We start from the raw sequence: 8,344 nt of genomic DNA on the forward strand, positions 1-8,344 counted from the left end.
CATGCAACTTAATTCCACTGAAATTTCAGATCTGATCAAACAACGTATTGAGAAGTTCGAAGTTGTAAGTGAAGCTCGTAACGAAGGTACAATTGTATCTGTTACTGACGGTATCATTCGCATCCACGGTCTAGCTGACTGTATGCAAGGTGAGATGATTGAGCTTCCTGGCAACCGTTATGCTATCGCACTAAACCTTGAGCGCGACTCAATTGGTGCAGTAGTAATGGGTCCTTACGCTGACCTTACAGAAGGCGTAAAAGTATACACAACTGGTCGTATCTTAGAAGTTCCTGTTGGTGCGGGTCTACTTGGTCGTGTTGTAAACACACTAGGTGCTCCTATCGATGGTAAAGGCGCTTTAGATAACGACGGGTTTGAACCTGTAGAAAAAATTGCACCTGGTGTAATCGAGCGTCAATCAGTAGATGAGCCAGTACAAACTGGTTACAAATCTATCGATGCGATGATTCCAGTTGGTCGTGGTCAGCGTGAGCTTGTTATCGGTGACCGCCAAACAGGTAAAACTGCACTAGCAATCGATGCAATCATCAACCAAAAAGACACAGGCGTTAAGTGTGTGTACGTAGCGGTTGGTCAAAAAGCATCTACTATTGCTAACGTAGTACGTAAATTAGAAGAGCACGGTGCACTTGCAAATACTATCGTAGTTGTAGCATCTGCTTCTGAATCTGCGGCACTTCAGTACTTAGCACCGTTCTCGGGCTGTACTATGGGTGAATACTTCCGTGACCGTGGTGAAAACGCATTAATCGTATATGATGATTTATCTAAGCAAGCTGTTGCTTACCGTCAAATCTCATTGCTACTTAAGCGTCCACCAGGCCGTGAAGCATACCCAGGTGACGTATTCTACCTTCACTCGCGTCTTTTAGAGCGTGCATCACGTGTAAACACTGATTACGTAGAAAAGTTCACTAATGGTGAAGTGAAAGGTAAAACAGGTTCATTGACGGCATTGCCTATCATTGAAACTCAAGGCGGCGACGTTTCTGCGTTCGTACCGACAAACGTTATCTCTATCACCGATGGTCAGATCTTCTTAGAAACTGACTTATTCAACTCAGGTATCCGTCCGGCAGTAAATGCTGGTATCTCGGTATCGCGTGTTGGTGGTGCTGCACAAACTAAAATCGTTAAGAAACTAGGTGGCGGTATCCGTCTAGCCCTAGCTCAGTACCGTGAATTAGCTGCGTTCTCGCAGTTCGCGTCTGACCTTGATGATGCTACTCGTGCTCAACTTGAGCATGGTGAGCGTGTAACAGAGCTAATGAAGCAGAAACAGTACGCGCCAATGTCTGTTGCTGAAATGTCTTTGTCGTTATTCGCAGCTGAGAAAGGTTACTTGCAAGACATCGAAATCTCTAAAATCATGGATTTCGAAGCGGCATTACTTTCTTTCGCAAATAGCACATACGCAGAGCTTATGGCTCAAATCAATGAAACTGGTAACTACAACGCCGAGATCGAAGCGCAGCTTAAAGAACTTCTAGAGAAGTGCAAGTCTACGCAAACTTGGTAATTTAGTTATTAATGGTGTGCTTTATATCCTAAGGCACACCTTGATTCGGAGAGAGAGTCATGGCCAGCGGAAAAGAGATTAAAAGCAAGATCGGCAGTATTAAAAATACTCAAAAGATCACTAGCGCAATGGAAATGGTTGCTGCGTCTAAAATGAAAAAGGCGCAAGAACGAGTGGCTTCAAGCCGTCCATACGCTGAAAAATTACGTAAAGTGATTGGTCGTGTTGCTCAAGCAAATCTTGATTTTACTCACCCGTTCTTAGAAGAGCGTGAAGTAAAACGAGTTGGTTATATTGTTATCTCTACTGACCGTGGTCTATGTGGCGGCTTAAACTCAAATGAGTTTAAAAAAGTTGCATTAGACATTAAAGCGTGGAAAGAGAAAGGCGTAGATGCTGATTTTGCTACTTTAGGTAGTAAAGCAGCTGGCTTCTTTCAACGTTTTGGTGGTCAAGTGCTTGCTAAAAAAGCAGGTCTTGGAGATAAGCCTTCAGTACAGGACGTAATTGGTCCGGTAAAAATAATGCTAGATGCATTCTCTGAAGGTAAAATTGACCGTTTATTCCTGGTATATAACAACTTTGTTAATACCATGAAGCAAGAGCCAATAGTAGATCAGTTACTCCCTTTGCCAAAAGCTGAAGAAGAAGTATCTACACATGCGTGGGATTACTTATATGAACCAAACCCAGAGGCTATTTTAGAGTCGTTGTTAGTACGTTTCATTGAATCTCAAGTATACCAAGGTGTAGTTGAAAACGCTGCCTCTGAACAGGCTGCCCGCATGGTTGCAATGAAAGCTGCAACTGATAATGCCGGTGACCTTATGGATGAGTTACAGCTTGTATATAACAAAGCTCGCCAAGCAGCAATCACACAAGAAATTAGTGAGATTTGTTCTGGTTCAGCAGCAGTTTAATGCTTCAGGCAAAGATTAACGAGAGGAATAGACATGAGTTTAGGTAAGGTCGTCCAAATTATCGGCGCCGTTGTGGATATCGAATTTCCACAAGACAGCGTGCCAGCCGTATATGACGCGCTAAAAGTAACAGATGGCGATTTAGCTGGTTTGACTTTAGAAGTTCAACAGCAGCTAGGTGGCGGTGTGGTACGTACTATCGCACTAGGTACTACAGACGGTTTACGTCGTGGTGCTTCAGTAGAAAACACAGGCGAAGCAATTCAAGTTCCAGTTGGTACTAAGACCCTAGGTCGTATCATGAACGTACTTGGTGAGCCAATTGATGAAGCAGGTCCAATCGGTGAAGACGAGCGTATGTCTATCCACCGTGCAGCACCTACTTACGAAGAGCAATCAAGCTCAGTTGAACTTTTAGAAACGGGTATCAAGGTAATCGACCTTGTATGTCCATTCGCTAAAGGTGGTAAAGTTGGTTTATTCGGTGGTGCCGGTGTTGGTAAAACCGTAAACATGATGGAACTTATCCGTAACATCGCAATCGAGCACAGCGGCTACTCAGTATTCGCAGGTGTTGGTGAGCGTACTCGTGAGGGTAACGATTTCTACCATGAGATGAACGATTCAAACGTACTTGATAAAGTATCGCTTGTATACGGTCAGATGAACGAGCCACCGGGTAACCGTTTACGCGTAGCGTTAACAGGTCTTACTATGGCTGAGAAGTTCCGTGATGAAGGTCGCGACGTACTTTTCTTCGTAGATAACATCTACCGTTATACACTTGCGGGTACAGAAGTATCAGCACTTCTTGGTCGTATGCCATCAGCGGTAGGTTACCAGCCTACACTTGCTGAAGAAATGGGTGTACTTCAAGAGCGTATCGCATCTACTAAGACTGGTTCAATTACTTCAATCCAAGCGGTATACGTACCTGCGGATGATTTAACGGATCCATCTCCAGCAACAACGTTTGCTCACTTAGATGCAACAGTGGTACTTTCACGTGATATCGCATCACTAGGTATCTACCCAGCGGTAGACCCTCTTGATTCATCTTCACGTCAGCTTGATCCACAAGTAATCGGTGAAGAGCATTACGGTATAGCGCGCGGCGTTCAAACAGTTCTTCAGCGTTACAAAGAACTTAAAGACATCATCGCGATTCTAGGTATGGACGAGCTTTCTGACGAAGATAAGCAACTTGTATCTCGTGCACGTAAAATCCAGCGTTTCCTATCTCAGCCATTCTTCGTGGCAGAGGTATTTACAGGTGCGCCAGGTAAATACGTATCACTTAAAGACACAATTGCAGGCTTCAAAGGTATCTTAAACGGTGAGTTTGATGATATGCCAGAGCAAGCGTTCTACATGGTTGGCTCTATTGAAGAAGCTCAAGAAAAAGCCAAAAGCATGTAATTAGGAGGGTAGTATGGCAGCTATGACTGTACATCTTGATGTAGTAAGTGCTGAAGAGAAATTATTTTCTGGTTTAGTAGAATCTATTCAAGTATCTGGTAGTGAAGGTGAGTTAGGTGTTAACGCCGGTCACGCCCCACTACTAACTGCCCTTAAACCTGGTATGGTACGTTTAGTTAAGCAATTTGGTGAAGAAGAACTCATCTATATTGCTGGCGGTACACTAGAAGTTCAACCGAACATAGTGACCGTACTTGCTGATACAGCTGTTCGTGGTGAAGACCTGGACGAGAAAGCTGCAGAGCAAGCTAAACGTGACGCTGAAGCCCAAATGGCAAAAGGTGCATCTGCTGAGCTTGATTACAATCAAGCCGCAATGCAACTAGCTGAAGCAATTGCTCAGCTACGCGTTATTCAGCAATTACGTAAAAAGTAAGCCTATCTGGTTTTTAAAAGCCCACTTTATGTGGGCTTTTTTGTGCCTGATGATAAATCCCGTCGCTATTTGTAAATAAATTAATCGTTATGGCTAATATCTCTTCATTATTACTTATATCTGCGCAAGATCCTCGCTACAATAATCCTATTCTATTAGGTGTTACTTTGCTTAAGTTAAGATTCAGTAGCCATTGCTTAGCCTACTGAGTATTTGCACATGATGTGACTTACGTAATCTACTTTGCAGCACACTTATTCTATTAAGCTAAAACAACGGAAAAAGGAAATTGTTTTAATGGCTCTAACAACGGTTATTCTTGCAGCGGGTAAAGGTACCCGTATGCGTTCTGCTCTTCCTAAGGTACTGCATAAAGTGGCAGGTAAACCTATGGTGCAACATGTTATCGATAATGCCAATGCGCTAGGTGCAACCTCTACTAACTTAGTTTATGGTCACGGCGGCGAACTATTACAACAACAATTAGCCGATAATAACGTAAACTGGGTGCTGCAAGCTGAACAGCTAGGTACAGGCCACGCAGTGGCACAAGCTAACCCACATATAAATGACGACTACACTGTACTGGTTTTATACGGTGACGTACCTTTAACTAAGCAATCTACACTTGAACGTTTATTAGCAGCGACACCTAAAAATGGTTTAGCAGTATTAACCGTTAATTTAGCAAACCCAAATGGTTACGGGCGTATGCTACGTGTTGATGGCAAGCTAGTGGGTATTGTTGAACAAAAAGATGCCAATGCAGAGCAGTTACTTATTAACGAAGTAAACACCGGTATTATGGCGGTTAATGGTAAGCTTTTAAAAACATGGTTAGGTAATTTATCTAACAATAATGCTCAAGGCGAATACTACCTAACAGATATAGTCGCTATGGCGCACAGTGAAGGTGTAGAAATTACATCAGCACAGCCTGATCATCCAATGGAAGTTGAAGGTGCAAATAACCGCGTACAACTTGCAGGATTAGAGCGTGCTTACCAAGCATGGCAAGCAGAAGACTTGATGTTAAATGGAGCCACCCTTGCTGACCCTGCACGTATTGACGTACGTGGCGACGTTAAAACAGGTGAAGATGTCCTCATCGATATCAACGTTATTTTTGAAGGCAATGTAACGCTTGGTAATAACGTACAAATTGGACCTAACTGTGTACTTAAAAACTGTAGCATTGGCGATAATGTTATTATTAAAGCCAATACACTAATTGAAGATGCATCAGTTGCGGCTCAATGTACACTCGGTCCATACGCCCGCCTTCGTCCTGGTGCAGTAATGGAAGAAGACTCGCACATTGGCAATTTTGTCGAAATGAAAAAAACCCGTTTAGGCAAAGGTTCTAAAGCAAACCACTTAAGTTACTTAGGTGATGCTGAAATTGGCGAGAAAGTGAATATTGGCGCAGGCACAATTACCTGTAACTACGATGGGGTTAATAAAGCAAAAACCATTATTGGCAATAATGCCTTTATAGGCTCTAACTCATCACTGGTTGCTCCTGTAAATATTGGTGCTACAGCAACTGTGGGTGCAGGCTCTGTTATTACCAATGCCGTAGCGGATGATCAGCTAGCCGTAGCACGTGGCAAGCAACGTAATTTAGATGGTTGGAAACGCCCAGTTAAAAAATAGTAATGACCATTACTTATTAAATATTTAAAGCGAGTTTTATAACTCGCTTTTTATTGTCTAAATATTCTATAAATAAAAATGCCATACTGTTGTCATCCCTGTGTGTTGATATTTAACTAATACAACACTAAGGAAAACAATAATGTTAAACAAATCAATAATAGCCCTTTCTTTGCTATCACTATTAACTGGTTGCTCACTAGATGGTGATGACGGCCAAGATGGCGCACAGGGTGTACAAGGTACAGCGGGTAATAATGGCGAAAACGGCACTAATGCAAATTCAGCTTTAAATATCAATCTTATTGGCCGCGCAGTACTCAATGCACAAAGCCCGGAAGGGGCAGCTGAAATAGTCGCCTACCAAGCCTCTAAAAAATGGATTTATGCCATTAATAGCTCTGGTGATGAAGCTGTTGTGAATATCATTCCTGCCGATACGTTCGACACTGCAGCATTAGTAAAAGATAACGAAGGTATTGTAACTGCGACCAACTTAGCCTCTGCCATTACGCTCTCACTAAATGAAAATACGCCTGGCGATGCAAACAGCATAGCTATCGATGCGAATAACCAATTATTAGCGGTAGCAATGGCTGCTACAAGCGTGGGTGAAGCTGGCCAAATAGCGTTTTACAATATTAGCGGAGATACACCAGTATTTATTAAAAATGTAACAGTAGGTGCCCTACCCGACATGGTAGCATTTAGTCATGATGGTGCAAAAGTAGTGGTTGCTAATGAAGGCGAACCTAATGGCGACTACAGTATCGACCCCGAAGGCACTATCAGCATTATCGATATTAATAACGGCACTATTGCCGATACTGCTATGAGCATAAACTTTCAAGCTTACAATAATAAGCAAGCAGAATTAGAAGCGCAGGGTTTAGTGTTTGCCAATCCTACTGGACGTACTATTAATGGTAATTTAATAAATACCACCGTCGCTATGGATTTAGAGCCAGAGTATGTGAGTATTTCCAAGGATAATAAATACGCCTATGTCTCTATTCAAGAAAATAACGCTCTAGCTATCATCAATCTTGAAGATAATTCCCTTGAGCTAAAAGGGCTCGGTTTTAAAGATTGGTCAAACTTACAATTTGACGCTTCAGACAAAGACGGCGGTGTTAACTTTAAATCATACCCTGGTTTATATGGCATGTATCAGCCAGATACAATTGCAAGTTTTAGTTGGAAGGGAGCCAACTTTATTGTATCTGCCAATGAGGGTGATGCACGCGAATACTTTTTTGATGCCAGCGATGAAGCTGATTGTATAGCCAAGGGCGGCCTTGATTATGACGCTAAAGATGGGTGTTTGGCATATATAGATGAAAGCCGCGTAGAAGATCTAGCTCTCGCAGCTAACTTCGATTACTTAAATAACGATGATAATGACATTGGTCGTTTAAAAGTTACAACAGTAAAAGGTGATAAAAATAATGATGGCCAATACGAATCTCTTTATGCCTATGGCGCACGCTCATTTACCATTTGGGATAGCAATGGGCTGGTGGTGTTTGACTCAGGCGATCAAATTGCACGGGTGACCGCTTCTGTTCATGGTAACGCGTTTAATAACAACGAAGATGAAAACAAAGGCGATACACGCTCAGATGATAAAGGGGCAGAACCCGAAGCGCTAACATTAGGTAAGGTTGGAGATAGGTTGTTTGCTTTTGTTGGCTTAGAGCGTATGGGCACAATAATGGTATTTGATATAACCAACCCTTACGATGTGAAATTTCAAGACTACTTCTATAATCGTGGTTTAGAACCAAGTGCAGATATAAGTGGCGACCTTGCTCCTGAAGGAATGACATTTGTTCCTGCAGCGCAAAGTGCAACAAACGAAGCACTGCTTATAGTCGGTAATGAAATCTCAGGCTCAATTGCCGTATGGGAAATAGCAACTCAGTAATTAATAAAGTGTTATGTAAAAGCGATTAGCAGTTATCTATAAATCGCTTTTACTTCCTCCCCCTCTTGCAATCATGCCTTGTGTGAATGAATTTTAATCAAAAACTGCTCTGCAGCCCTTTGTTTGTATGGTTACTGTACTAAATTGAAATTAATTTAATAAAACTGAAATAAAGCATTGACCCTCTCCAGAATATCCCTATAATGCGCATCCACTGACCCGGCAGGCAGCAATGAAAAGCGCTGAACAAACGGTAAGTGAGTCGAGTAAAACTTAGCTTTCAAATCTTTTAAAAGAAACTGAAAATTAAGTGTTGACAAAAAAATAGGAAAGCGTAATATGCGCAGCCCTAGCGAGATAAAGTTAAACGCTTTAATCGCAGCGTTCTTTAACAATATAAAGCAATCATCTGTGTGGGCACTCGTACAGATTGAGTTCTAACA

At 42.2% G+C, this 8,344-nt stretch carries 6 protein-coding genes; all 6 read left to right on the forward strand.

The genetic code is table 11. The features are described 5' to 3' along the window. Position 1: 1 nt before the first annotated feature. The 6 genes from atpA (at position 2) to QL989_RS14880 (ending at position 7,901) form a co-directional block, all read left to right on the forward strand. A complete protein-coding gene (gene atpA, locus QL989_RS14855) occupies positions 2 to 1,543 on the forward strand; it encodes a F0F1 ATP synthase subunit alpha (protein ID WP_008112134.1) in 1,542 nt (513 codons plus the stop codon). A 59-nt stretch (positions 1,544 to 1,602) separates the two neighbouring features. After that, a complete protein-coding gene (gene atpG, locus QL989_RS14860) occupies positions 1,603 to 2,463 on the forward strand; it encodes a F0F1 ATP synthase subunit gamma (RefSeq protein ID WP_008112136.1) in 861 nt (286 codons plus the stop codon). 33 nt (positions 2,464 to 2,496) lie between these two features. After that, complete coding sequence (gene atpD / locus QL989_RS14865; protein WP_008112138.1) at positions 2,497 to 3,882, forward strand: F0F1 ATP synthase subunit beta; 1,386 nt, start codon at positions 2,497 to 2,499, stop codon at positions 3,880 to 3,882. Positions 3,883 to 3,895: 13 nt separating this feature from the next. Then, complete coding sequence (locus QL989_RS14870) at positions 3,896 to 4,318, forward strand: F0F1 ATP synthase subunit epsilon (RefSeq protein WP_008112140.1); 423 nt, start codon at positions 3,896 to 3,898, stop codon at positions 4,316 to 4,318. 297 nt (positions 4,319 to 4,615) lie between these two features. After that, the gene (gene glmU, locus QL989_RS14875) at positions 4,616 to 5,974 is read left to right on the forward strand and encodes a bifunctional UDP-N-acetylglucosamine diphosphorylase/glucosamine-1-phosphate N-acetyltransferase GlmU (protein ID WP_290170943.1); all 1,359 of its coding nucleotides are present in this window, start codon (positions 4,616 to 4,618) and stop codon (positions 5,972 to 5,974) included. Between the two features lie 142 nt (positions 5,975 to 6,116). After that, positions 6,117 to 7,901 (forward strand): choice-of-anchor I family protein, encoded by a 1,785-nt coding sequence (locus QL989_RS14880; protein WP_290170944.1) that lies wholly within the window; start codon positions 6,117 to 6,119, stop codon positions 7,899 to 7,901. Positions 7,902 to 8,344 lie beyond the last annotated feature (443 nt).

This window comes from Pseudoalteromonas sp. APC 3224 (assembly GCF_030407535.1).
GTDB lineage: Bacteria > Pseudomonadota > Gammaproteobacteria > Enterobacterales > Alteromonadaceae > Pseudoalteromonas.

Excerpts from the sequence above, each read along its gene's own strand:
- QL989_RS14880 (WP_290170944.1), top strand. The coding sequence starts at position 6,117 with ATGTTAAACAAATCAATAATAGCCCTTTCTTTGCTATCACTATTAACT.
- atpD (WP_008112138.1), top strand. The coding sequence starts at position 2,497 with ATGAGTTTAGGTAAGGTCGTCCAAATTATCGGCGCCGTTGTGGATATC.
- atpG (WP_008112136.1), top strand. The coding sequence starts at position 1,603 with ATGGCCAGCGGAAAAGAGATTAAAAGCAAGATCGGCAGTATTAAAAAT.
- QL989_RS14870 (WP_008112140.1), top strand. The coding sequence starts at position 3,896 with ATGGCAGCTATGACTGTACATCTTGATGTAGTAAGTGCTGAAGAGAAA.
- atpA (WP_008112134.1), top strand. The coding sequence starts at position 2 with ATGCAACTTAATTCCACTGAAATTTCAGATCTGATCAAACAACGTATT.
- glmU (WP_290170943.1), top strand. The coding sequence starts at position 4,616 with ATGGCTCTAACAACGGTTATTCTTGCAGCGGGTAAAGGTACCCGTATG.